At 47.9% G+C, this 23,429-nt stretch carries 17 protein-coding genes, 1 pseudogene and 1 CRISPR repeat array; of the genes and pseudogenes, 10 read left to right on the top strand and 8 right to left on the bottom strand.

Annotated elements, in window-relative coordinates; genetic code table 11:
* The first annotated feature begins 2 nt into the window (after nt 1–2).
* The 3 genes from L6439_RS20075 (at nt 3) to L6439_RS20065 (ending at nt 3,827) form a co-directional block, all read left to right on the top strand.
* Nucleotides 3–755, top strand: a complete 753-nt coding sequence (locus L6439_RS20075; RefSeq protein ID WP_213469580.1) for a PIG-L deacetylase family protein — start codon at nt 3–5, stop codon at nt 753–755.
* A gap of 515 nt (nt 756–1,270) precedes the next feature.
* Nucleotides 1,271–1,638: a CRISPR direct-repeat array (repeat unit 32 nt; unit sequence GTCGCATCCTACGCGGATGCGTGGATTGAAAT).
* Between the two features lie 184 nt (nt 1,639–1,822).
* The gene (locus L6439_RS20070; RefSeq protein WP_213469579.1) at nt 1,823–3,130 is read left to right on the top strand and encodes a helix-turn-helix domain-containing protein; all 1,308 of its coding nucleotides are present in this window, start codon (nt 1,823–1,825) and stop codon (nt 3,128–3,130) included.
* A 382-nt stretch (nt 3,131–3,512) separates the two neighbouring features.
* Nucleotides 3,513–3,827 carry an aspartyl-phosphate phosphatase Spo0E family protein gene (locus L6439_RS20065; protein WP_213469578.1) on the top strand — a complete coding sequence of 105 codons (315 nt, stop codon included), beginning with the start codon at nt 3,513–3,515 and terminating at the stop codon, nt 3,825–3,827.
* Nucleotides 3,828–4,063: 236 nt separating this feature from the next.
* On the opposite strand, the gene L6439_RS20060 is transcribed toward L6439_RS20065, so the two are convergent.
* The 3 genes from L6439_RS20060 to L6439_RS20050 form a co-directional block, all read right to left on the bottom strand.
* Complete coding sequence (locus L6439_RS20060) at nt 4,064–4,213, bottom strand: hypothetical protein (RefSeq protein ID WP_237096558.1); 150 nt, start codon at nt 4,211–4,213, stop codon at nt 4,064–4,066.
* Between the two features lie 66 nt (nt 4,214–4,279).
* The gene (locus tag L6439_RS20055; protein ID WP_237096557.1) at nt 4,280–4,447 is read right to left on the bottom strand and encodes a hypothetical protein; all 168 of its coding nucleotides are present in this window, start codon (nt 4,445–4,447) and stop codon (nt 4,280–4,282) included.
* 18 nt (nt 4,448–4,465) lie between these two features.
* Nucleotides 4,466–4,756 carry an Rpn family recombination-promoting nuclease/putative transposase gene (locus tag L6439_RS20050; protein ID WP_237096556.1) on the bottom strand — a complete coding sequence of 97 codons (291 nt, stop codon included), beginning with the start codon at nt 4,754–4,756 and terminating at the stop codon, nt 4,466–4,468.
* A gap of 44 nt (nt 4,757–4,800) precedes the next feature.
* On the opposite strand from L6439_RS20050, the pseudogene L6439_RS29755 reads away from it, so the two are divergent.
* The 5 genes and pseudogenes from L6439_RS29755 to L6439_RS20025 form a co-directional block, all read left to right on the top strand.
* Nucleotides 4,801–5,150: pseudogene (locus L6439_RS29755) on the top strand (transposase); the annotation flags it as partial.
* Nucleotides 5,151–5,801: 651 nt separating this feature from the next.
* The gene (locus L6439_RS20040) at nt 5,802–6,371 is read left to right on the top strand and encodes a restriction endonuclease subunit S (RefSeq protein ID WP_213469577.1); all 570 of its coding nucleotides are present in this window, start codon (nt 5,802–5,804) and stop codon (nt 6,369–6,371) included.
* 19 nt (nt 6,372–6,390) lie between these two features.
* Complete coding sequence (locus tag L6439_RS20035) at nt 6,391–7,983, top strand: type I restriction-modification system subunit M (protein WP_213469576.1); 1,593 nt, start codon at nt 6,391–6,393, stop codon at nt 7,981–7,983.
* Nucleotides 7,973–9,175, top strand: a complete 1,203-nt coding sequence (locus L6439_RS20030; RefSeq protein ID WP_237096554.1) for a restriction endonuclease subunit S — start codon at nt 7,973–7,975, stop codon at nt 9,173–9,175. Before L6439_RS20035 ends, L6439_RS20030 begins: the two co-directional genes overlap by 11 nt.
* 23 nt (nt 9,176–9,198) lie before the next feature.
* Nucleotides 9,199–12,357 (top strand): type I restriction endonuclease subunit R, encoded by a 3,159-nt coding sequence (locus L6439_RS20025; RefSeq protein ID WP_213469575.1) that lies wholly within the window; start codon nt 9,199–9,201, stop codon nt 12,355–12,357.
* A gap of 1,452 nt (nt 12,358–13,809) precedes the next feature.
* Here L6439_RS20025 and L6439_RS20020 read toward each other — a convergent pair.
* The 5 genes from L6439_RS20020 to L6439_RS20000 all read right to left on the bottom strand — a co-directional run bounded on the left by L6439_RS20020 (nt 13,810) and on the right by L6439_RS20000 (nt 20,708).
* Nucleotides 13,810–15,258, bottom strand: coding sequence for a SpoVR family protein (locus L6439_RS20020; protein ID WP_168180461.1), 1,449 nt, complete (start codon nt 15,256–15,258; stop codon nt 13,810–13,812).
* A complete protein-coding gene (gene yhbH, locus L6439_RS20015) occupies nt 15,255–16,406 on the bottom strand; it encodes a sporulation protein YhbH (RefSeq protein ID WP_168180462.1) in 1,152 nt (383 codons plus the stop codon). The genes L6439_RS20020 and yhbH overlap by 4 nt, the downstream gene beginning before the upstream one ends.
* A gap of 159 nt (nt 16,407–16,565) precedes the next feature.
* Nucleotides 16,566–18,074, bottom strand: coding sequence for a sulfatase family protein (locus L6439_RS20010; RefSeq protein ID WP_213469574.1), 1,509 nt, complete (start codon nt 18,072–18,074; stop codon nt 16,566–16,568).
* Nucleotides 18,071–18,844 (bottom strand): IclR family transcriptional regulator, encoded by a 774-nt coding sequence (locus tag L6439_RS20005; protein ID WP_213469573.1) that lies wholly within the window; start codon nt 18,842–18,844, stop codon nt 18,071–18,073. The genes L6439_RS20010 and L6439_RS20005 overlap by 4 nt, the downstream gene beginning before the upstream one ends.
* A gap of 190 nt (nt 18,845–19,034) precedes the next feature.
* Nucleotides 19,035–20,708 carry a DUF4091 domain-containing protein gene (locus L6439_RS20000; RefSeq protein WP_213469572.1) on the bottom strand — a complete coding sequence of 558 codons (1,674 nt, stop codon included), beginning with the start codon at nt 20,706–20,708 and terminating at the stop codon, nt 19,035–19,037.
* Between the two features lie 316 nt (nt 20,709–21,024).
* Between L6439_RS20000 and L6439_RS19995 the strand changes: the two genes are divergently transcribed.
* Nucleotides 21,025–21,393, top strand: a complete 369-nt coding sequence (locus L6439_RS19995) for a DUF423 domain-containing protein (RefSeq protein WP_168180466.1) — start codon at nt 21,025–21,027, stop codon at nt 21,391–21,393.
* 47 nt (nt 21,394–21,440) lie between these two features.
* Complete coding sequence (locus L6439_RS19990) at nt 21,441–23,372, top strand: putative bifunctional diguanylate cyclase/phosphodiesterase (protein ID WP_213469571.1); 1,932 nt, start codon at nt 21,441–21,443, stop codon at nt 23,370–23,372.
* The last annotated feature ends 57 nt before the right edge of the window (nt 23,373–23,429 follow it).

The following is a 23,429-nucleotide window of genomic DNA, read 5'->3' as shown; positions in this document are numbered from 1 at the left end:
AAATGAAGAAAAGATGGCTCTTCGTGTTCGCTCATCCTGACGATGAGTCCTTTGCGGCCGGAGGGACGATAGCCAGGTTGAGCAGGGCGGGCCATGACGTCATTCTCGCGTGCGCCACCTCGGGATGCAAGGGAAGGTCAGGGGAATTTCGATTCGCTAGTCGCGAAGAATTGGCCCGGTACCGGGAACAGGAGCTGCGGAACGCCTGCTCCATCCTTGGCGTCGCCGAGCTCGTGCTGTACCGGTACCCGGACGGCGAACTGAAGTCGCTTGACTTGTCTAAGCTGACGGACCGGATTCAGTCCACGATTGTGGAGCGAAGGCCAGAGATCATTATTACGTTCCCGCCGGACGGGGTGACCGGACACCCCGATCATATCGCGATTTCCCGGGCCACGGAGAGAGCGGTCGAACGGGCCGAGGCGCCTTACCCGGAGGGGAGGAAGCCATCGCTCTACTATACCTCGATCCCTCATTACTACGACCATTGTCCGGATTCCGGACCAGCGCAGACCTGCCCGATCACGGCGCGAGCCGATATCCGCGGCTTCCGCCATCACAAGGGGCGGGCCTTGCAGGCCTACCGGAGCCAGATCTACTCCGTGAACCGCGCCTATCCCGGCGTCATGGACGGCGACTTCACCGTCATCGGCGACTACGAATACTACACCCTGGTCCGCGCCAATGGTCAGCCTGTCCCGCCGAACACGGCCGCGGGGGCTCTCGACGAACTGCCGGAGATGGATCTGGGGTGAAGGGAGCGGGGCATCATTCATCTGGCTGACCTGCTGGTGCCGAATGGCTGCCCCCAAACCCTATAACCCGTTAGAGTCAGCGGCAATGATGTATTTCCTCGTCTTTGCCCTGTGTTGCCAGGCCCCAGGCCAACAACCGGGGCTTGCCCTCGCCTTAGTGCCCCCCAAGGAATGGATTACTCGTGGCGCAACGGCCGTTACCTTATCCCGTGACTCATGATATACTTAATGAGAGAACAAGTTGAGGAAGCGGACAGAATGAGGATAATATCCGGCCCCTTCGGCCCGGCGAGGAAAGCGGAGTCGTGCGATTTTGATGATTAGGCACACGACGGGTGCGAATGTGAAGCGCACATGAATTCCCCGGGACATTCGCACCATGGTTTTTACATTATTATCCAAATAAACCGAAGAAGAGTTATGGATTTAACGTAATTTTTGGTTCATATATCTATTTTATGGTTTTATTCAATCATACTTGAACGGATATTTTACACATTCAGTCAATTTTCGCAGTCGCATCCTACGCGGATGCGTGGATTGAAATAAGCTGCCTCATCTCGGCTCGGTGAGCACGCCGGTGTCGCATCCTACGCGGATGCGTGGATTGAAATGAGATGCATATCCAGCTCGGCAAACAGCACACCGACCGTCGCATCCTACGCGGATGCGTGGATTGAAATCTGTGCTGTCAATTGGCTCATCATGTCCACCTCACGTCGCATCTTACGCGGATGCGTGGATTGAAATCAACTGGAAGGTAGCTTATCGCCACAGGTCAACAAGTCGCATCTTACGCGGATGCGTGGATTGAAATATAACCAACATACTCCCTCCGACGAGTCCTCCTCGTCGCATCTTACGCGGATGCGTGGATTGAAATGTCTAATCTCACGTGAGCACGTCGATTAGCGGGTGGGGAAACTGCTGAAGAGGACGTCAGGCATGAGAGCATGTTATCTGTTTGAAGGTCACCATACCTCGCTTTTCAACCTCTCCCCACCTTATTTACATCAATTGAATATTATGGTAACGTACAAATAAAGATGTCTTGGAAGGGTGATGATATGGAAGCATCGTCGCTACAATATTCCACTATTGGCGACAGCATAAGACAATACAGAAATAAAGCCAATCTTACACAAAGCCAACTTGCCGAGTTGTCAGGCGTCAGCACAGGCTATATCTCCAAAATTGAAAATGATGAGGTAGAACGTCCTTCATTTGAAAAGGTTAATCCCATAGCTAACGCATTACATATACCTATTCGTGAAGTCATACAACCATATCTTGAAATAGGGCAAAAATCCGATGTTCTGTTCGGAATCTTACGAGAAGTAATCAAGGGAGATGGAGCGGATTTAACGGATTTAATTATTAAAACGGCATCTGCCTGTTTACATAGCAAGGATTTGGACAGCATCGATTTGATGGAAAAACTGTACCAGTTTGTAGATCAGGAAGTGAACAACGACTCGCTCAAACTCGCCTTGTACGATCTCATTATCCGTCACTCCCGTGGCTACGGTATCAATAAGTTTGTTGCCAAAGCTCTTTTTCAGAAATATCTTATTGAAAGAAATGACTTTACTAAACTACATGCAACCTATGATTCGGGGCGATTTGTTTTACATTACATAGATTTTCTATCAGCAGAAGAACGAACAACCTTATTTTATAAGCTAGGTGTTCATGCGTATAATTTGCGGCGTTTTCAAGAGAGCATTGACTTATGCATGAATAATGTAACCGAGGATATACCGGTAAGCTTGATCAAGGCGGAATCCATAGCTGTCGTTCATAATTCTTACTATTATATAGGCGAGTATATTTTGAGTGAGTCTTATTTGAAACAGTACATAACTTTTCCGTATCCTCATATTCAAGATAATGCAAAATTAATGATGGCTGTCCTGAATGTGAAAAAAGGGGATAAAGAACTTGCCTTGTCGCAGCTTGAAGAATGTTTGCAGAGTTGCGGAGAGAATGCTTTGTTGCATGTTATCAACCAACTCATGATACTATACCTTGAAATGAATGATTGGGCATCTATTGAAAAGCTATTAAAGTGGGAAAATAAAATTGTCTCTATTCCATACATTACACCGTATAAGAAGTCTGAGTTGGCCCATTTCTATAAACTAAAAGGCAACTACTGCGTTTCTATAGGGAACATTGAAAACGGAATTCAGTGTTATTTGGAAAGTGCGTTACGATATTCCCAAGTTAACGATATTTTAAATGAACGCGAATGTTGTAGTCTAATTATAAAATTATATACTGATAGGGATAAAATGATGGATGTTGAAACCCTGAAAAAACTTCAGTTACTTTATAATCAATGTAATGATTGGGGCAACAGTTCCTCTTTATGAAGTAATTTACTATTATAATAGAGATTCCGATTAGACCGGATGGTTACTTTACATTGGAGGGATAAATATGAAACGGGTAACAAAATCTTTAATATTTGTTGTCGTGTTATTTACTACTATTATTATTGGCCCCTCAGATTTAATTACCACCTTTACTCATTATGTTCATGACGTTGGTTGGTAAAGATAAATAATTGAGGTAACGCAAGGGACGCCGTATACCAAGCGTCTCTTTTATTATTGAAAAAAATGATAAATTTTGTCGAATTTTCCTTGAAAGAGAATAAGGGAATTAAAGGAAAAACGTGATAAAGTTGCACCAAGAGCAACATGTAGATGCAGGCACCCAACGTTATACAATACGTGGAAGGGAGCAACTTTCATGTCTTTTTTTCTTGACGAAGTCGATTGCTTGAGATACAAAATCGAGAGCGTACGGCAGCAAATGATACAAGTGGCCGCAGAGAAGAAGAATTTCACCGATAAGACGGTCGTAGAATTGAGCCAAGAGCTGGATATTTACCTTTTGGAATATCAGAAGAGAAAGAATGCCGCAAGTCGATATAAAGTCCAGCGGTATGATGATAAGTTCTCCTTGGAAAGACACGGGCAACATTTGGACATCCATTCAGACAGGCGATGTGATGAAGTGGAATGGGGAGGGGGCACAGCCATTCTGAACATGGATATTCGTTGAAATGAAAGGTTTTTAGATTCAAAATCGAGTCGCATCCTACGCGGATGCAAACGGCACAACAACAAGCAGGAGGCATAACGCTTCACTGCTCTTGTATTTTGATTTTATGACTATCTCGATTTATACGAGCAGGAAACGGGTAATCGGCAGTTTTTATTCAACCGTCCCCGATCACACTCAAATGTTATGGGAACAAATAAAAAAGCCGTTCGTCTTGAAACGGCTAACAAAATGAATTAATGGGATTGTTCCCTTAACTTTGCGATAATATCTACTGGGAAGCCTGTTACCCTCGCGATCAATTCAGGATCCAGATCTTCGGCAATCATTTGCTTGACAACTTCTTCTTTTGCTTCCAGCTTGCCCTCACGCTTAATGGCATCCAAGGTTTTTTCAAGCCCATATCCGATACGCCTCCTTTTACGTTCTGAATAAGCTCGCGCAAATAGGGTTCATTTTCCGGTGAATTTCTGACTTAATATATTCGCCATCCAGGCGACCAATTGCTGCTGGCTTTCCTCTGGTAATTGCTGTATGGTATTCATCAGCTTGCCGAGCCGATTCAGTAATTCCGTCTGATCAAGCAAAAACACAGAACCAATCGTATTGGAAAGAGCCAACAACTCTTCTTCTGTATATCAGGCAACATCAATAAGGACATATTCAAAATTCAGGAGTTCCGAACCGAACATCGTTTCATTTGCTAACAACTGGCGAAATTGGCGACTGACGGTCCAGCGTCTCTTCCCATTGTACAGCACAATCGGCACAATGGGAGGCAGCCGGAATGTTTTTGGCTTGCCCTTCGTCTTTTCCTGATCTTTCATAAGATAGCACCAGATCTCAACCTGATAAAGCAGTAGGCGGTATGGCATGAGGAAATCCACTTTGGACTGCACTTCCAACAACAAGTAAAATAGCAGCTTCACCCGGTATACTAAATCGTCTTCCTTGCGCTTGAAAGCAGTCCTTGTTAAAGAATACGCTTTATCTCTGGCTGAAAAATCCAGGACAACCTAAGTCATGCCCAGAAAAAAACAATGGATAAGCTTAAAGACTTCGATCTTGATACAGCCAAGGCGTACAGGATGAGGCTGATCCTGCAGGTATCCAGCTTCGATTGTACCTATAGTCCTTCAGGATTGGATTCAGTGGGGGCTACACTGCTGTTTAGATCCGATGGTTGAAGCCGCAAAAATGCTACAGAAGCATTATGACGGCGTCATTCGATGGTTTAAATCCAAGCTGAACAACGGTTTATGGCAAGGTGTGAATAGCCTTTTCCAAGCGGCCAAACGAAAGGCAAGAGGTTACCGCTCTTAGAAAAACATCATCGCCATGGTATTTGTACTGGCAAGGAACTCAATTTCGCCTTGAAATGAAAAAAGAATTGACAACAGCTTGGAGCCACGCATCGCTCGGATCTGAACCAATCCCCTTGTCCGATTTTCAAAGAGTTTCTGGAATTTCATAGAGCATCTTATGCTGGTAGCATCGCTAGCGGCGAAGAGCTTCTAAACGTTATTTTGTGGTATCCTTCATAATGAACAGCTCCATTGTGGTTTTATCAGAGAAGGACGAGTATGGCATAACACTGTATTCATGCTTTGGGTTTCAGCGGCTTTCCTATGCTAATCCTTCTGAAGAACATATAATTAACTAAGGAGGCATGCTGCGGCATGTTCCTTTCGCTTTCTTTCGCCGATAGACCAGTTAAGCTGAACCTATCACAAGTACCGGCAAGTTATTTGCAGAAAAGCTCGCAGAAGCCTGTATTTTCATCACGCGAACCATACTCCGATCGGAACGATGCGTAAGGAGGCCTCTGCTTAGGTTTACGTACACACCGATAATTATGTGTGTAATTCATAAAAGTTACATAAATTATTGATTGAGTATTTCCAGACTGATATGTTTTGATTGTAAGAGAAATAAGTAATTTTAAAGAAATACTTATTATGAAGAGGACGGGATATGAAACTTGAAGATATTGTAACGATTAAAATAGGGAGAAACCTGTCTAGAGGAAGCGAGAAAAATGATCTAACTTTAGTTGCCTATTCATTTGAGGATTTAATAAATGACTTAGATGGCTCATTTCTAGACTCACAAGCTAGTTCTTATACTGCAATTTCAAGTCATAAAGAAGGCTATTTAAGTAGTGCTGGAGATGTTGTGTTCAGCTTTGTTAGTTCGAAAGCCGGAATAGTAAGTAACTTAAATCAAGGAAAGATTATTAACCAAAACTTTGCTAAACTTATTATTGAACATGATCAATTGGATAGCAGCTATTTATGTTATGCATTGAATGAATCCTATTCAATGAAAAAGCAAATGGCAATATCTATGCAAGGAAGTACTGTACCAAAATTAACCCCAGCGATACTAAAAGAGTTGGAAATCAAGTTACCGAGTATTGAGAAACAACGGACAATTGGAAAAGCTTATTTCTTTTTGAGAAAGCGTCACGCTTTGGCAAAGAAACAAGCAGAACTTGAAGAGCGACTTTATTTAGAAGTATTGAAGCAAATAGACCAACAATAGAAAAAGTGAGGAACGCAACATGGCTGAATTAAATACAAAATTATTTAGTGCCGCGGACAACCTGCGAAGCAAAATGGATGCATCAGAATACAAAAACTACTTATTAGGATTGATTTTTTACAAGTACTTATCTGATAAGTTATTAGAAAAAGTAGTTGAAATAGCCGATGAATCCCTAGAAGAATACAACACACAAGAGAAACAAACTCAATTGTATAGAAATTTATTAGCAGATAAAGAGATAAAAGATGACTTAATTGAAACATTAGTGGATACATTGGGCTATGATATTGAACCAGAGTATTTATTCAATGTATTAACCACTCAAGCGAAACAAAACACGTTTCAGTTAAATGACTTGAATAAAGCCTTTATCGATTTGTCTACGAAATATGATCAATTTAATGGATTGTTTGATGATGTGGATTTGAAATCAAAAAAATTGGGATCAGATGATCAACAGCGAAACATTACCATTACAGAAGTACTGAAGAAACTAAATGATATCGATGTGATGGGACATAATGGTGATGTCATTGGGGATGCCTATGAGTTCCTAATTGGTCAATTTGCCTCAGAGGCTGGCAAGAAAGCTGGAGAATTCTATACACCTCATGAAGTATCTGACATGATGGCTCGTATTGCCGCAATCGGTCAAGAAGACAAAAAATTGTTTAGTGTATATGACCCCACCATGGGATCAGGTTCCTTGATGTTGAATATTCGAAACTATATTAACCATCCGGATAGTGTAAAGTATCATGGACAAGAACTAAATACAACGACCTATAATCTGGCAAAGATGAACTTGATCTTGCATGGCGTTGGTAAAGAAGATATGCGTTTACGCAATGGGGATACATTGAACAAAGATTGGCCGACTGATGAGCCTTATACCTTTGATGCGGTCCTTATGAATCCACCCTACTCTGCAAAATGGTCCGCAGATGAAACCTTTTTAGATGATTCTCGTTTCAATCGTTACGGGAAATTAGCGCCAAAATCAAAAGCAGACTTTTCCTTTCTTTTACATGGGTTCTATCATTTAAAAGATTCGGGAACAATGGCTATCGTCTTACCGCATGGGGTACTGTTCCGTGGAGCTGCAGAAGGTGTGATTCGGAAGAAACTATTAGAAGATGGCAGTATATACGCCGTAATTGGCATGCCGGCAAATTTATTCTTTGGGACATCGATTCCAACAACAGTCATCATCTTGAAGAAAAACCGCAGCACTCGTGATGTGTTATTTATTGATGCAAGTAAGGAGTTTATTAAAGGAAAGAACCAAAATAAACTTTCCAAAGAAAATATTGATAAGATTGTCGAAACGTATAAGAAACGAGAAGATGTAGAGAAATATGCCCGTGTCGCTTCCTTTGATGAAATCAAAGAGAATGATTTCAATTTGAACATCCCTCGGTACGTTGATACCTTAGAGGAAGAAGCGCCCGTGGATATGGCTGCAATTGGCTCAACCATCCAAGAAATCCGAAAAGAAAAAGCAGAACTAGAATCTAGCATATATCAGATAATTTCTTCGTTACAATTTGATGAAGAAAACGCAGAATGGATCAAGGGTGCATTAGAGGTGTTTAATCGTGGAAAATAAACGTACACCAGATATTCGATTTGCAGGATTTACTGGAGATTGGGAAGAGCATAGGTTGGAGGAAGTAGCAGAATTCAATCCAAAATCAAAACTTCCTGAACAATTTGAATATGTTGACTTAGAATCAGTTTTAGGAACAAACTTAATTTCGCATCGTACTGAGCAGAAAGAAACAGCACCTTCAAGAGCCCAAAGATTGGCTAAACGAGGAGATGTATTTTATCAAACGGTTAGACCATATCAAAAGAATAATTATCTTTTTGATTTACCATATGATAATTACGTTTTTTCAACGGGTTATGCACAGATGCGTCCATATGTGGATAGTTATTTTCTATTAAATAGACTACAAGATGAGAGGTTCGTTTCAACCGTTCTTGATAGATGTACAGGTACTAGTTACCCTGCAATTAATTCCAATGATTTAGCTCAGATTGAAACTAGTGTTCCAGTATCAAAAGAAGAGCAGGCCCAAATCGGTAATTTTTTCAAACAACTAGACGACACGATCGCTCTTCATCAGCAAGAACTAACCATCCTCAAACAAACAAAACAAGGATTCTTACAAAAAATGTTCCCAAAAGAAGGGGAGTCGGTGCCGGAAGTTCGCTTTCCAGGATTTACTGGAGAATGGGAACAGCGGAAGTTAGGAGATTTATCTGAGATACGTCGTGGGGCCAGCCCAAGACCCATAGAAGACCCAAAATGGTTTGATGATGAAAGTGATGTAGGATGGTTAAGAATTTCAGATGTAACAGAACAGAATGGTTTGATTCATCATGTTAAACAACATATTTCTGAAGAAGGCCAAAAAAAGACTTTAGTATTGAATGAACCACATTTAATTTTAAGTATAGCAGCAACTGTTGGAAAGCCTGTAATTAACTATATTAAAACAGGTGTTCACGATGGATTTATTGTGTTTATAAATCCTAAATTTAACATAGACTTCATTTTTCAGTGGTTAGAAATGTTTCGTCCAAAATGGCAAAAATATGGTCAGCCGGGTTCACAGGTAAATATCAATTCAGAGTTAGTAAGAGAACAAAATGTTTTTCTTCCTTCTTTAGAAGAACAAGAAAAGATATCTAAATTCTTCAAACGATTTGATGAGACTATCGCTCTCCATCAACGCGAACTAGATGCCTTGAAAGAAACAAAAAAAGCATTCCTGCAAAAGATGTTTGTCTAAGCGAATAGAAGAGAGGAAGAAACATGACAAAGATACCACATCACAATGAAGCTGAAGTAGAACGTCGCCTGATTGAAGTGTTAGGGGAAGGGCGTAATCAATGGAATTATCGTCCAGATTTAAAATCAGAAGAAGACCTATGGAAGAATTTGCGTCAAAAAATTACACAAAATAACTTATCAGAAATTGGAGATCATCCAATTTCTGATAAAGAATTTGATGCTATTAAAACAGAATTATTATCGAAAACAAAGACACCCTTTGACGCGGCTAGATGGCTCAAAGGGGAGAATGGAATTGCTCGTATTACGATTGAACGTGAAGATGTATCGTTAGGTTCGATGTCTTTAGTCCTATATTCCAATCAAGACATTGGCGGCGGAATCTCTACATATGAAGTCGTTCATCAGATTGCAAAGCAAAAGGCAAACGTTGATGATCGTGATCGCCGATTTGACGTGACACTCTTAATCAATGGGTTGCCCATTGTTCAAATTGAATTAAAGCAAGTCAGTGCCAAAGACGGCGTATTCCAAGCATATAAGCAAATTAAGAAATACGCAGAAGAAGGGATGTTTAGAAATAATATCTTTTCTACTCTTCAGGTATTTGTCATTTCCAACGAACAAACGACTCGCTATTTTGCCAATGCGATGCCAAAAGACATGCATAAGAAATTTGTCTTTAGTTGGCGGACAACGGACAATCGAAAAGTAGAAAATCTCTATGAATTTGTGAAGCAGGTCTTAAATATTCCAGATGCACATCGCTTGATTGCCAATTATACAATTGTGAGTGAGGACCAAGACAACAAAACCTTAATGGTATTGCAGCCTTATCAAATTCATGCGATTGAGGCTTTATTTACATCTGCTATGAAACATCAATCTGGATTTGTGTGGCATGCGACCGGGTCAGGAAAAACGTTGACAAGTTTTGTTTCTACGAAGTTATTAGCTCGCAAACCAGGTGTAGATCGTACCATTATGCTCATTGACCGGAAAGACTTGGACAATCAAACGACGACAGAATTCACCAAATTTGCTTCTGAATTTAATACCGGTCTTTCTTCTGGTAATGCCAAGTCCAATAGCTTGATTGTCGGAACCGGAAGTGCGAAAGAGCTGAGTAATACCCTACTATCTGATGCCAATTCGAATACAGTGATTATCACCACTCGTCAAAAACTAGAAACTGCCTTGCGCTATGCCCAAAGGCAAGAGGAACAAAAAGGCACCCAACGTTTTAAGAAACTGTTGGGGCAACATATTGTCTTTGTTGTAGATGAATGCCATCGAGCGTTAAGTGCTGAAGGGATGGAAGTGATTAAGGGATTCTTTCCAAATTCTACGTGGTTTGGTTTTACAGGTACGCCGATATTTAATGAAAATAAAAAACAAGCTAAAGGCCAATTAGCTCGCACCACTCGTGATCAATATGGAGAAGTTTTGCACACTTATACAATTAAGAATGCATTGGATGATGGGGCTGTTTTAGGGTTCCAAGTAGAGCATGAAGATACGATTGAACCCACATCATTAAATAATTATATTTTTAATCAACTTCGTCTAAATGAAAAATACGCCGATTTTAGTAGTGATGAAATTAACGATATGATCGATCAAATGGATGCAATAGAAAAGGAAGCATATCTTGAACCATCTACTTTTGAAAGAGATGAACATATTCAAAAAGTCATTCATAAGATTTTTCGGCCTGATAATGCCTATACCAAATTTGATTTCCAAAACGGTCGCCCGCAAAAGTCGGCCATCTTAACAACAAGCTCCGTTGATATGGCGAAACGCTATTATCAGGCAATCAAGGAAATGACCAAAGATCCAGAATGGTTAACGAAAGAATTTGCTGGATATCCGATCCGAACAGGGCGTACGATTGAAGATCCGGCCTTCCCTCGGATTGCCGTCACCTATTCGATACAAGAAAACGAAGATAATTCCAAACAAATTCAAGACGAAATGAAAGAAATTATTAAGGATTATAACGATTATTATAATACAGCTTGGTCGATAGAAGATATTGAACGATATAATGGTGACATCAACAATCGTTTAGCTCGTAAGAAAGCAGAATTCAAAGAATTTGGGAAACAAATTGATCTTGTCATTGTCGTAGAACGTCTATTGACTGGATTTGATGCACCCACGATTCAAACGTTATTTGTAGATCGAAATTTAAGTTATGCCAATTTGATTCAAGCCTTTTCTCGGACCAATCGTACCTATCCCGGAAAGACAAAAGGATTGATTGTGACATTCCGAAAGCCTTCAACAATGGAGCAAAATGTAAAGGATGCGACGAAGTTATATTCTGAAGCACAAGAGGAATCTAATCTTGTTTATCCAACTTATGATGAATCGAAGAAGCGTTTACAAAAGGCTCACAAGACATTGAAAAAGCTGGTGCCAAATCCAACTGATATTAACGAGCACTCTCCGCTCGAAACGCGGATGGAATTTGTAAAGGCTTTTCAAGAGTTAAATAATGCCTACGAGGCTTTAGTTACATATGATGATTACAACGATGAAATAGAGCAGTCAAAAGCACTTCAAGAACAGGTAAAGACCTTAGAAGAATATATTGGCGTATACAATACGATCAAGGGTTCTTTAGTAGATGAAGGGGGACATGATGGACCGAGTCCAGATTTCTCAGATATTGAATTCTATGGAGAGAATGCGATTAAGATCTATGATATTGACTCAACCTATATTGACCGGCTACTAGGAACGTACTCAGCCAATAATCAGAATATCCGTGACGAGATCGAAAAAGCACTTCAAAAACTAAAAAAGTTAGAAATTGTCAAAAAAATATACCGTGCGATTTTAAACTCTATCGATACCAAAGAAATAGATGCAGAGGAAGATATTTTTGCAGTGAAACGACGCTTCTTCACTAAAGCACGTAACATGGCGATTAAAGAATTTGCGGAAACTTGGTTTGTGGAAGAAAATGAACTGCATTTATCTGCGATACAATATGTGATAGGAACAGACCCAATTCCGAATATTGGGGGGATTATTAATAGCAAGCAATTCGATAAGTACAAAGCCGAACATCCAGATGCCAAACCATTGAAATACGGACCAGAAATGAAACGTCAGTGGAGAAAGACATTAGATGAAGTCATCATACCATTGGATGATGAGTTGAGATAAAATTGTCTTGTAATTAATGCTTTTCTTTAAAATGGGCATATTCGCAGGATTTTTTGTAGGCATTTTATAATGATTACGCAGCTTGAATGGTTTTTAAGTTAGAAAGATTACTGAAATTCTGATTAGCTTTGTTACTTTGGTATTATCCCCTTTAAGTAGAACTCAAAAAAGTCCAGATGATATCATGAGGATAGAGTGAACTTGGAGGGGATCTTGGTATGGATAAAAAAGGACAGACATTTCAAACATACGGAGAAGAGTTTAAACCGGATGGGCTGGAGAGGCCTACGACACTTGTAAGGGATAAAGAACACCCACATGAAGTTCGCTACGATCGGTGATGAACATAAATTACTCAAGGCACAGGTAGACAATCTAAAAGCAAGATCCCAATCTGGTCCAGGAGGTCGTTCCCATCCACAACACAAGTACTGAATAATCGAGGAGCTATGCCACCAGCACGGCGTAACAAACTTTCCGTTTAGAAATGGCCCACTAGAGGACATGTATGCTGTTCGAGCGAAGAACATAACTGACAAAGACATGATACTGAACAAATTTGTACATAATTGGTTGGCTTACGTGTTGAATGATTATGCAGGAGAGATGGGGTAAATTTACATTTATGGTCGAATGACGGCGTCATTCAATGGTTTAAATCCAAGCTGGAATAACGGTTTACTGGAAGGTGTGAATAGCCTATCCAAGTGGCCAAACGAAAGGCAAGAGGTTACTGAGAAAAACATCATCATCATGGTATAAGTACTGGCAGGGAAGCTCAATTTCGCTTTGAAATGAAAAAAGAATTGGCATCAGCCTGGAGCCACCCATCGCTCGCATCTGAAGCAATCCCCTTGTCCGAAATTCAAAGAGTTTCTGGAATTTCATGGATTATATTATGCTGGTAGCATCGCAAGTGTGGAAGAGTCAAAAAACTATACGTTGCAAATGATTGATGTGAAGAGCCGTATGAGTTCATTGCGCACGTACGAGGGTTATTGAGCAAATTCTTCTTCGCTGTCACTGTAAGTTGAGATTCCTTTCTGACGATCATCGCGGGCTTGCTTCAGTTGATAAAGTACACCTGGGTCCTTGAAGATAACGGATGTCAGCTTCTGTTTTTGTTCCTTAGAAAGTGGGACGGTGTCAACTTTTTTGCTTAGGGTTACATATATCCGAAGTGATCTTCGATGAAATGTACAAGATCTTCGAGTTCTACGACTGATTTATGTTTAAAATTTTGATCCAAAGTATCTTTTGGGACGGACATGTTCATCACCTGCCTTCATTTCTATTTTACCACAATGAAATGAGATCCAATAGTTATGCAGTGGATGCCATGAGTATTAGGCAGAGATTCAAATCTCCATTGAAAATAATGCGTTAAGAAGCTGGTTCCCTTGAAGAAGGGGAGGCCAGCTTCTTTTGATAGCGAACGTAAATTTTAGACTGTCACAAAAACTTCCGCGACACCTTTTTCCCGTCATAGGTGAACAGAACGATCTTTTCCTCGACCTTCGTCTCGAGGTGGACGGCCTTGCCCCATAAGGTGTAGACATACGGCAGCGTCCGTTCGAGATATTTCAGATCGAGCTCCAGCCCTTCATAGTGATGCTTCAGGAACAGCTCGCCGTTCCGGTGGTAGTCGCCGTCCTCGACGACGAGGTAAGGGAAGCCGCCGTTGACGCGCGAGTAGACGAGCTGATCGCGGATGTTCTCCCAGGATTTATCCGTAATTCTCCACTCCGGGCCCTTTTTCTCGAAAATGTACAGGTCCAGCTCTTCCGTCAGTTGCTTCGTTAAGTAATTGCGCAGGAACGATTGGTCAGAGTCGAATTCGCGCACCTCGAAAATTTTGGACCGGCCCTGTCCCGGCTGGCGGCCGAACCGCTCGCGCTCCTCCTGCGTCGGGTTATCCCACCGCTTCTCGATATCCTCGAATATTTTCACGCCCAAATAATAGGGATTCAGGCTGTGGCGCGACGGCTGCACGACGGACGCGTTCAGCTTCGCGTACTCCAGCGTCTCCTCCGGCGTCAGATCCAGCTCCCGCAGGATGCGCTGATGCCAATACGAGGCCCAGCCCTCGTTCATGATTTTGGTCTCCATCTGCGGCCAGAAATAGAGCATCTCATCGCGCAGCATCGTCATGATGTCGCGCTGCCAATCCTCCAGCACCGGGGAGAATTCCTGGATGAACCAGACGATGTCCTTCTCCGGCTCCGGCGGGAAGCGGCGGTCGGCCATCTCCGCCCGGGACGAGGCGGAGCGCATCGCCGCCTTCATTTCCTCGAGCGCCCACAGATCGTCGTAGGCTCCCGGCGGCCCGGGCGGCTTTCCTTCGCGCTGCTCGCGCATTTTCAGCTCCATATAGCGCTGCTTGTCGAGCGTCCGCGGCCGAACGATCTGCGGGTCGATATGCTCCTGGATCGCCAGCACGGCATCGATGAAGCTCTCCACCGCCTGCGTCCCGTATTCCAGCTCATACTGCATGACGCGCTCGGCCGTCGCCGACATGCTCTCAACCATATTGCGGTTCGAGTTGGAGAAGCGGGCATTGTTCTTGAAGAAATCGCAATGCGCCAGCACATGCGCGACGATCAGCTTATTCTGGATGAGCGAGTTGCCCTCGAGCAGGAAGGCATAGCATGGGTTGGAGTTGATGACGAGCTCGTAGATTTTGCTCAACCCGAAGTCATACTGCATCTTCATTTTATGAAAAGTTTTCCCGAAGCTCCAATGATTGAAGCGGGTCGGCATGCCGTAAGCGCCGAATGTGTAGATGATGTCGGCCGGGCAGATCTCGTAGCGCATCGGATAGAAGTCCAGACCGAAGCCGGCCGCGATCTCGGTAATCTCGTCGATAGCATAGTGCAGAGCCTGCATGTCGTCGGCTGTCATGAAGGCACCCCTTCCGGCTGTTTTTTGAAAAAGTGCTTGAGCGCGCGGTACACCTCGGCCTTTTCTTTAATGACATAGTGCATGAAATGGGGGTTCTGAATATGGCGGTACGCGGACATGAGCGTGCTGCTGCGATTATATTGATTCACTTCGCCGTATCCGAACAGGTTGGCCCGCTGCAGCAGCTCGCCGATCAGCTTCACGCAGCGCTCATTGTCGCTGGTCAGGTTATCGCCGTCCGAGAAATGGAACGGATAAATATTGTAGGAAGAAGGCGGGAACCGGCTGTCGATAATGTCCAGCGCCTTGATATAAGCGGATGAACAGATGGTGCCCCCGCTCTCGCCGCGGGTGAAAAATTCATCCTCGCTCACTTCCTTCGCTTCGGTATGGTGGGCGATGAAGACCATGTCGACCTTCTCGTATTGGCGGCGCAGGAAGCGCGTCATCCAGAAGAAGAAGCTGCGCGCGCAATACTTCTCGAACGAGCCCATCGAGCCGGACGTGTCCATCATGGCGATAATGACCGCATTGGAATGGGGCTTTACGATCTCCTCCCACGTCTTGAAGCGCAGATCGTCCGGACTGATGCGGTGAATGCCCGGATTGCCGGCGAGCGCATTGCGGCGCAGGTTTTCGAGAATGGTCCGCTTCTTGTCGATGTTGGACATGATGCCCTTTTTGCGAATATCGTTGAACCGAATGTCGGTCGTCTCCAGTTGATCCCGGTCCTTCTGCTTCAAATAAGGCAGTTCGAGCTCATCGAAGAGCATATTTTCGAGATCCGCGATGCTGACCTCGGCTTCGATGACATCCGCCCCGGCCTGATCGCCCGCCTGCTGCCCTTTGCCTGCGCCTTGGGAGCCGTCGGTTCCGAGGACGTCCCCGACCTGGCTGTCGCCGTCTCCTTGGCCGACATGCTTTTTCTTGTTGAAATTGTAGACGAAGCGGAATTCATCCAGGCTCCGGATCGGAACTTTAATGATTTGCTTGCCGTCGGACATGATAATGTTCTCCTCGGTGATGAGGTCGGGGAGGTTCTGCTTAATCGCATCGTTAACCTTCTGCTGGTGGCGCGCTTGATCCTGATATCCTTTGCGATGGAGCGACCAGTCCTCGCGGGACACGATAAACAACGGGTTGGTCATAGATGGCCCTCCTTACTAACCAAGTGAAATGCCCTGAATAAGCAGATGAATCGCTTTCTACTCACTTTATTCAGGAGGGCCGGGATTGATGAGGGAGGATGACGATGATTCTTTGCCTGCGGCGGCGGGCGCCGGAGACGGCCGCTTGGGCCGCCCCGCTTATTCCATCCAGTGGAGCTGGCTCCAGCGCGGCATGCCCGTATTGGGCTGCGGCGCGCCCGGCGTGCTTCGTCCTTCCTTAATATAGCGGGTCAACAGCGCCGTCAGCTCCTGGACGATGTCAGGGAAGCGATCGATTACATTTTTCCGCTCGCCGATGTCGTCGCTCAGCCGGTATAACTGGAACGATGGGGAGCCGGGAGGCTCTTGTCCAGGAGCCGGATCGCTCCAGCCGCCGGAGCCGGGGCACAGCTCCAGCTTCCATTCGCCCTTGCGAATCGAGAAGGAGCCGTCGATCGAATGGTGCACGATCGCTTCGCGAAGGGGCTCTGTTCCTCCTGTCCCGAGCCAGAGGGGGAGATGGCTGACGCTGTCCTCGCCCGCATCGTCAGGAAGCGTCTGGCCCGTCAAGCCGGCGGCCGTCGCCATGAAGTCGACGAGGCAGACCGGCTCGTCGGAGACGGTGCCCGCCGCGATGCCCGCAGGCCAGCGGACGAGCAGCGGAACGCGGTGGCCGCCTTCATAAATATCGGCCTTGTGGCCGCGGAAGACGTAGCTCGGGTTATGGCCGCAGCGGGCCAGCTCCTCGTAATCCGCGCTTGGGGAGCAGCCGTTGTCGCTCGTGAACAGGACCACCGTATTTTCCGCGAGCCCGCATTCCTCCAGCTTGCGCATAATCGCGCCCACGACATCGTCGATCATGAGGACGAAGTCCCCGTACAGATTGGTTCCCGAGCGCCCGACGAATTCCGGAGCGGGCAAGATGGGCGTATGCGGGGCGGGCAGCGGGAAGTAGATGAAGAACGGGCTGCTGTCCCCCGCCAGGCTGCCCCGCTCAATCCGCTCCAGCACTTTCTCGGTCAGCCGCGGCAGCACCTCCTCATGGCGGAAATCGGGCGCCGTCGGGCCTTCCCGCCAAAATCCTTTGCGGTCATCGCTGCGGGTCAGCCGATCGGGAAGCTGTACAACGGCATCATTTTCGATATAGACATAGGGCGGCATATCGAGCGAGGCGCTGATGCCGTAGAATTCGTCGAAAGCGGCATCGACCGGACCGCGCCGAATCGGCTGGCTGAAATCGACATCCTCGGCGTGGGGGCCGTTCCGGTGCCAATCGAGCCCGAGATGCCATTTCCCGTAGCATGCCGTACGATAGCCGGCCTGCTTGAACAAGGATGCGACTGTCATCCGGCCCTCTTCGAGGATGCTGGGAGAATACCCCCACAGGACGCCTTCCTTCAATTCGGAACGCCAATTATACCGTCCGGTCAGGATGCTGTAGCGCGAAGGGGTGCAGACGGCTGAGGAGGAATGCGCATCGGTGCAGATGAGGCCTTCCCGCCCGAGCCGATCCAGATGCGGCGTCGCGATTCGGGACCCGGGGTTCAGACAAGAAATGTCGCCGTATCCCATATCGTCCGCCAAAATGTAAATGACATTCGGAAGCGTGCCTCTGCCGCCCGCCTTCGTCTTGCTGCGGTTCAAGTTCTTGTTCACATCCATATTCATGCTTCCCCTCTCCTTTCCTGAATCGCGGGCTGCAGCAGCTTCATGACCTGCGCGGCCTCATCCTGCAGAAGATCATAGATTCGGCGAATAAACGGAGCGTCGAAGGAGGTCCCCGGCATGCCGACGGCAATCGCGGCGGCGAGCCGCTCCCCGTCATAGACCGGAACGGCGATGCGGCGAATATGGGGCAGGATGGTCCCTTGATCATCCGCCAGGCCGCGCTCCGCGGCATCGGCAATATACCGGTCCAGCGCCGCAGCATCCGGACGATAAGGCGCCAAGGCTCCGTCCTCCGCGTGCTCGAGATATAAGCGCCGCGTCGCTTCATCGACATGCGCCAGCAGCAGGAATCCCCACGGGTGAAGCGGGTAATCGGTCCGGATCTCGCCCGTCTGCTGCATCGCGACGCCTTCCGGATGAACCCGCTTGTCCCGGCAGATCATGCGGCCGTGCCGGAAGTCAATCCAGAGCGCCGTGCAGCCCGCCTCCCGGGAGATGCGGTCCAGCACCGGGCCGCTCGCGCCGCGGAGCCCGTGATGATGCTCGGCCTGCTGCATCAGGGCCAGCAGCCTGGCCCCGGCCACATATTGCTGATTCCCGTCCTTCTCCACATAGTGCTCTTCCAGCAGGACCTTCAAATACCGGTTCAGGCTGGCCGCGCTCAAATCGGCCGCTAATTTCAATTGATTGAATCCGATGCCGGATTCGGATTCGACGATCGCTTCCATAATGCGAAGCCCGCTGCTCAACCCTGGTGCGGAAGCCGCCATCATTGCACCTCCATAGAAATCAGAATATTAGTATCATATAAGTTACTATTTGATAATATATATATTACTCCTATCATTCTTCCCATGCAATCAAAAAACCGGCTCTACGCGAGCCGGCTTCTGATTTCCGTTTCGGTTATGTTTATCGCCCCAGACGGGTCTTGCCGCCGCTTTGCTACGTGACGCACCTTTATGATGGCGCGGACAGCTTGCCGCAGGCCGCTTCCCGAATCCGTTCATTCACCTGCATCCGCTTGTTCAGGAGCCAGTCGGCGCTGTGCGGGTAGGTGCGGAAGGTGAGCGGTTCATCCAAGTCTTCCTCGATCAGCGCGATGACCGCCTCCCGGCCAATGTAGGATTCAAGCAGCTGCAGGGCGCGCAGATCCTGCAGCGCTTCTCGCAGCACATCGAGGCGGATCGACTCGAGCGGCCCCTCCGGGCCGGGATAGACGAGGAAGGCGTCGCCGGACGGGAAGGCGTACGCCGCGTCCGTCGTGCGGAACGGATCGATCGGCTTCCGCGAATATTGCGAGTAGTAGAAATTATAGCCCCAATGGAGGAAGCCGTCGGCCTGGAATTTGTACAGCTGCCAGCCGAGAATGCGGTTGCGCGCCGAAGGCATCGAGAAGAAGCGGTTCGACACCTCCCGGTACTGGGAGCAGCAGTAATAGGTCCAGAGCGGCTTCACCCCGTTTTCGATGAACGGCTCGATATGATCGTTGGCCGGAACCGGCACCTGGACGAGCCCACTCTGATAAAAATCATAATCGGACAAGGCATCCATCACCGGGAACCCCGCCAGCAGTCCGGATACGGCTTCCACCGCATTGCGGTAAGAGTCCATCTCCTCGAGGCGCGGTTCGTCCGAGATATGGAAATGAGCCCGGTCCGCGATGCCGTTCGCCTTCAACCAGGCGATCAGCTCCGGCAGGAACCGGCGCAGGAACGCGCGGTACTCCGGACCGGCCGCGTCTGTCTCCCATCCGAAGATGCGCCGCGGTTCGCCGTCAACGTCCGCGATAATCTTCGGCGCGTGCTTCGCCCCCCACTGGGTGAACAGATGGGACAACTCGAAATATTCGACGCCCTCTTCCAGACACAGCTTCACCCACCGCTCCAGGCGCGCGAAGCCGAAGGCATAGCCATCGCCGGTCTTGGCGACGTCAACGAGTTGGACGGTCGGCCGCTCTCCGCCGACCTCGGTATCCAGCGGAGGCGTGAACAGCGGCGTCAGGATCATATTGATGCCGTGCCGGACGGCGGTCCGGATGAACTTCCGAATCAGCTCCCAATGCGCTTCGCTGAACACGTCCACGCCGTAATAGGTCGCGATGCCGTCACAGTGGAACCATTCGGTATGCATGAGCTCCTGCTTGGGCAGGGCGGCCGGGAGGACGGTAAGCGTGAACGTCTCCTCGGCGAGCAGATCGCCGCCGCTGCTCGTCAGGCTGACCGTGAGCGGATGCTCGCCCGCCGCCCACCGGTCATCGATCTCGGCGGTAATCCAGAGCGCCCGCCATTGTCCGGGACAGATGACGATGCCCTCCCGGGGCTCTACGGGCGCCAGCAGATCGGGATAGAGGCCGGGGGCGGTGCGGAGCAGATTGCCGTCATGCTGCGCATAAACGGGCAGCTCGGACGGAACGAGTTCAACCTTGCGGACGGTAATGGCTTCGGCCACGCCGCCGCGAACGGATACGGCCGCTTCCTTCAATAGCTCTTCCCCGCGGTAGGCAAGCTGGAAGTGCAGGGCTTCCCCTTGCAGGGCGGTTGCGGTGCGGAAGCGGGGAGCCTGAAGCGGCTCGTCGGCAAAAACCTTGACTAAGGAGCTGATGATGCGGGTGTCCAGCACGTGATTCGCCATATGTCATGCCACCTTTACATGGAAAAATAACTTTCTCTTGATTCATATGATAACGCTTTCTATAACTTCTCCATGCGGGCCCGTTTTCCTGTGAATATCCTTTTTTCCTAAAAAAATATCCGATACCTTTTAAGGCCGGCCATTTTGTCATCCCCTAGGTATCCGCTTATATATCAAGCCTTGTCGACTATTGGCATCTATTCACCGGTTCATAAAGGCATCCTTCGATTTCATTGTGGAAAAAGGCGGCGGATTCAGATAAGATAGAATCGTAAAATAGTATAGATCACCAAATGATCCATAAAGGAGTGGCAACATGCTGCGACGCTACGCAATGATAGGAAGCCTGAATATGTTGTTGTCCGTTGCGCTGGGGGCGTTTGGTGCGCATATTATGCAGGCAAGACTGACACCGGAGCGGATGGCGACCTATGAGACGGCGGTTCAATATCATATGGCGCACGCGCTTGGATTGATTCTGATTGCAATCCTGGCGGATAAGCTGGCGGACCGGAAGAAGGTGCAGTGGTCTGCACGACTCCTGTTCACGGGCATGATCATCTTCTCGGGAAGCTTGTATTTGCTATGCTTCACCGGATTCTCCATGCTGGGTGCGATTACGCCGATTGGAGGCGTCGCTTTCCTTATCGGCTGGCTTATGCTGGCCTTGGCAGCGCGAAGATAGCATCAAGCAGACGGGTTGAGACTAGGGGCCGGAAGGAAGAGTGCAAGGTGAATAAGCAGATAGAAGAACCGAGGGCGGAACCGCGGAGAAGGTCGCTGTTCCTCGTTACATCGTTATTGGCGGCCATCACGTGCATCGGAGGCGCGGTCGTCTTTTTGCTGTCGGAGGGGGCTCTCCGAATCGGCAGCGGGATCCTGTGGGGGGCCGCCATGGCGTACATTGCGTTATCGGAATGGCGGGCGAAGACGCTTCGGCGGAAGGCCATCCTCCAGACTCGGTGTATACCTGACAACAGAGCACCGGCCGGTTCGGAGTGGGCAGATTGGGTTGATCATGTGCCTGTTCCGATTTTTTTTATAGAGAGGGATGGGGCGGTTACTGGAGTGAATCTTTCATTCCGGGGCGTAACGGGATATGAAGAAGACAGCCCGGCATTGTCGAAGGTGATGGATGAATGCTCCAGGCGGAAATTATTTGATGCGATGAAGGAGCTCGAACCGGGCGGAGAGAAGGAGCTCGCGCTTGCCGGGTTCCATAAGGAGGGCTTTCGCCAGGATTGGATAGCCCGGGTTGTCCGACTGGCCGACGGAGGCGGTCCCCAATCGGCCCGGCCGCTCTATTCGGTCTGTCTGCAGGATCCGAGCCCGGATCGCCATATGGCGGAACGGATCCGGTATATGTCTTATTACGATGACATGACCGGGCTGCCGAACCGGCGCATGTTCATGCAGCGGTTGGAGGAAGCTATCGGGATGGCCGTCAATGAACGCTTCTCGATCGCCGTTCTGTACATGGACCTCGATCGGTTTAAGCGGATTAATGATACGTTCGGCACGGATTTCGGCGATATGCTGCTGATGCAGATTGCCGAGCGGCTGCTGCGGACGATGACAGACAATGACGTCGTCGCCCGCATGGAAGGCGACGAATTCGCCTGCTTTTTCACGTTCGTGGAATCGGAGGCCGAAGTGCATAAGCGGATCGGACAATGGCTGTCCGTCTTGGAAGAGCCGTTCTGCCTGAACGATGTGCCGGTTCATGTGACGATGAGCATCGGCATTGCGATGGTCGACAACCCGGGCTCGACAGACGGTGCCCAGGCGATCAAGCAAGCGGATCTGGCGCTGTCCCGCGTCAAGGAGCAGGGCAAGAACGGCTTCCTGTTCTATGTGCCGGAGATGAATGATCGGCCGCTGGAACGGCTGACTCTGGAAAATGACATGCGGCGGGGGTTAAAGCAAAAGGAATTCGAACTGTATTATCAGCCGCAGTTCGATATGAGCACGGAGCGCATTGTCGGCATGGAAGCGCTGGTCCGCTGGAACCATCCTGTGCGCGGATTAATCTCGCCGGGGGAATTTATTCCGATCGCGGAGGAGAACGGCTTCATTGTCGCGCTTGGCACATGGGTGCTGGAAGAGGCCTGCCGCCAAAATAAAGAATGGCAGGAGAAAGGCTTTCCGCCGATACCGGTATCGGTCAATCTGTCCGTGCGGCAGTTCGAAATGGACAACCTGTCGAAGACCGTGCAGGACGTGTTGGCCAAGACCGGGCTGGATCCGGCCTGCCTCGACCTGGAGATTACGGAGAGCATGACGATGGACGTGCCCAGAGCGTCCCCCGTGCTGCAGCAATTGAAGGATATGGGGGTGGCCATCAGCATTGACGATTTCGGCACCGGCTACAGCTCGCTCCATTACCTCAAAAATTTCCCGATTCATCGCCTGAAAATCGACCGATCATTCGTCCGCGATCTGCAGCAGGATCCGAATGATGCGGCGATTGTGTCGGCGATCATCGCCTTGGGGCACAATATGAATATGCAGGTCATTGCCGAAGGGGTAGAGACGGAGGAGCAGCTCCAGTTCCTGCAGAAGCATAACTGCGATGAAATTCAGGGGTTCTACTTCAGTCCGCCGTTGTCCTGCCAGCGGTTCGAGCAGTTATTCCGCGAACATTGCGAGACATACATAGGATAGGCTTGCGATACAACAGCCGCCATGCGAAGTCGTAGGGACTTGCGTGGCGGCTGTTCT

The sequence above is a fragment of the Paenibacillus dendritiformis genome (genome assembly GCF_021654795.1).
GTDB lineage: Bacteria > Bacillota > Bacilli > Paenibacillales > Paenibacillaceae > Paenibacillus_B.
This window is presented reverse-complemented; position numbering and strand designations above follow the sequence as displayed.

Excerpts from the sequence above, each read along its gene's own strand:
- L6439_RS20005 (WP_213469573.1), bottom strand. The coding sequence starts at position 18,844 with ATGGCGGCTTCCGCACCAGGGTTGAGCAGCGGGCTTCGCATTATGGAA.
- L6439_RS20020 (WP_168180461.1), bottom strand. The coding sequence starts at position 15,258 with ATGACAGCCGACGACATGCAGGCTCTGCACTATGCTATCGACGAGATT.
- L6439_RS20065 (WP_213469578.1), top strand. The coding sequence starts at position 3,513 with ATGTCTTTTTTTCTTGACGAAGTCGATTGCTTGAGATACAAAATCGAG.
- yhbH (WP_168180462.1), bottom strand. The coding sequence starts at position 16,406 with ATGACCAACCCGTTGTTTATCGTGTCCCGCGAGGACTGGTCGCTCCAT.
- L6439_RS20000 (WP_213469572.1), bottom strand. The coding sequence starts at position 20,708 with ATGGCGAATCACGTGCTGGACACCCGCATCATCAGCTCCTTAGTCAAG.
- L6439_RS20070 (WP_213469579.1), top strand. The coding sequence starts at position 1,823 with ATGGAAGCATCGTCGCTACAATATTCCACTATTGGCGACAGCATAAGA.
- L6439_RS20025 (WP_213469575.1), top strand. The coding sequence starts at position 9,199 with ATGACAAAGATACCACATCACAATGAAGCTGAAGTAGAACGTCGCCTG.
- L6439_RS20035 (WP_213469576.1), top strand. The coding sequence starts at position 6,391 with ATGGCTGAATTAAATACAAAATTATTTAGTGCCGCGGACAACCTGCGA.
- L6439_RS20010 (WP_213469574.1), bottom strand. The coding sequence starts at position 18,074 with ATGAATATGGATGTGAACAAGAACTTGAACCGCAGCAAGACGAAGGCG.
- L6439_RS19995 (WP_168180466.1), top strand. The coding sequence starts at position 21,025 with ATGCTGCGACGCTACGCAATGATAGGAAGCCTGAATATGTTGTTGTCC.
- L6439_RS20040 (WP_213469577.1), top strand. The coding sequence starts at position 5,802 with ATGAAACTTGAAGATATTGTAACGATTAAAATAGGGAGAAACCTGTCT.
- L6439_RS20075 (WP_213469580.1), top strand. The coding sequence starts at position 3 with ATGAAGAAAAGATGGCTCTTCGTGTTCGCTCATCCTGACGATGAGTCC.